This window comes from Photorhabdus sp. RW14-46 (genome assembly GCF_963887965.1).
Taxonomy (GTDB): Bacteria; Pseudomonadota; Gammaproteobacteria; order Enterobacterales; family Enterobacteriaceae; genus Photorhabdus; species Photorhabdus laumondii.
In genome coordinates this window covers 1-866 of the sequence record NZ_CAWPHH010000104.1, presented here as the reverse complement: position 1 = coordinate 866, position 866 = coordinate 1, and the positions used below count along the sequence as shown (strand labels likewise).

General features: G+C 49.0%; 1 protein-coding gene. It reads right to left on the bottom strand.

All coding sequences use genetic code 11. From position 1 onward, the window contains the following. Positions 1-866, bottom strand: an 866-nt coding sequence (locus AACQ38_RS23735; RefSeq protein ID WP_165579245.1) for a phage tail-collar fiber domain-containing protein, incomplete at both ends; no start/stop codon positions are given.

The following is an 866-nucleotide window of genomic DNA, read 5'->3' as shown; positions in this document are numbered from 1 at the left end:
CCGCTTTCCAATGCCTGCTGAGTCACATATTCCCGTTTCACGCTATCAATCTCTTGATGAATGGCGGAAATATCACGGTCATTTAATGACCCCTTAATGCGCAAATCCATCACATCACCGTGACCATCAACCCCCGCAACCGCAAAAACATAATGCGGATACCCTGCCGCATCGATGTAGTTTTTAAGATCATTGGCGACGACGATATGAACAACGGTTTTCCACTGGCTGACCACATTGCCTTGATAGCTAAAATCCGCATAAACGCGGGTATCGCGCAGGCGGTTAAGTGTTTGGTCAAACGCCAACTCACCCCGCAACCCGCCGATATAAGCCAGCCCCTTTTTGACCGTGTACTGGTCACCACGACAAACCACGGAAAACCCATCACCGAAAAACGCCGCCTCACCGTAACTGTCGGTATTCATCAGACGCTGCATTTCATCGATGCCAGATAAACGGGCGGTAAAATCAATCTGCCAGGTTTCCGCCGTGGTCATAATAGCGGTCTCTTTGGCTGCCCCTTCAAACTCCAGCAAGAAAGAGCGGGTGAGTACATTTCCCTGTAATCCGTTCGCGGTCTTAATTTTTTTCTGAGCTGGGGCATGGGTAATCATGCCAATAATGCCAGAAGCCTTATTTATCAGGCCAATCCAGTTAAAATCAAAATGACCGACTTCCGTTCCCAATGTGACACTGTAGGCTACCGCGTTTTCACTCGCTAACCCTGTTTTGTTCACAGCCTGACGATGCACAATATGACTTTCTGCGGGTAATGTCTCATCGCGATTGATGGCAAGAGTGGGATCTAAATCCGGCACATAAGCAAAAACAAACTCATCCAACACCACGGGCTTTCCCGCCGC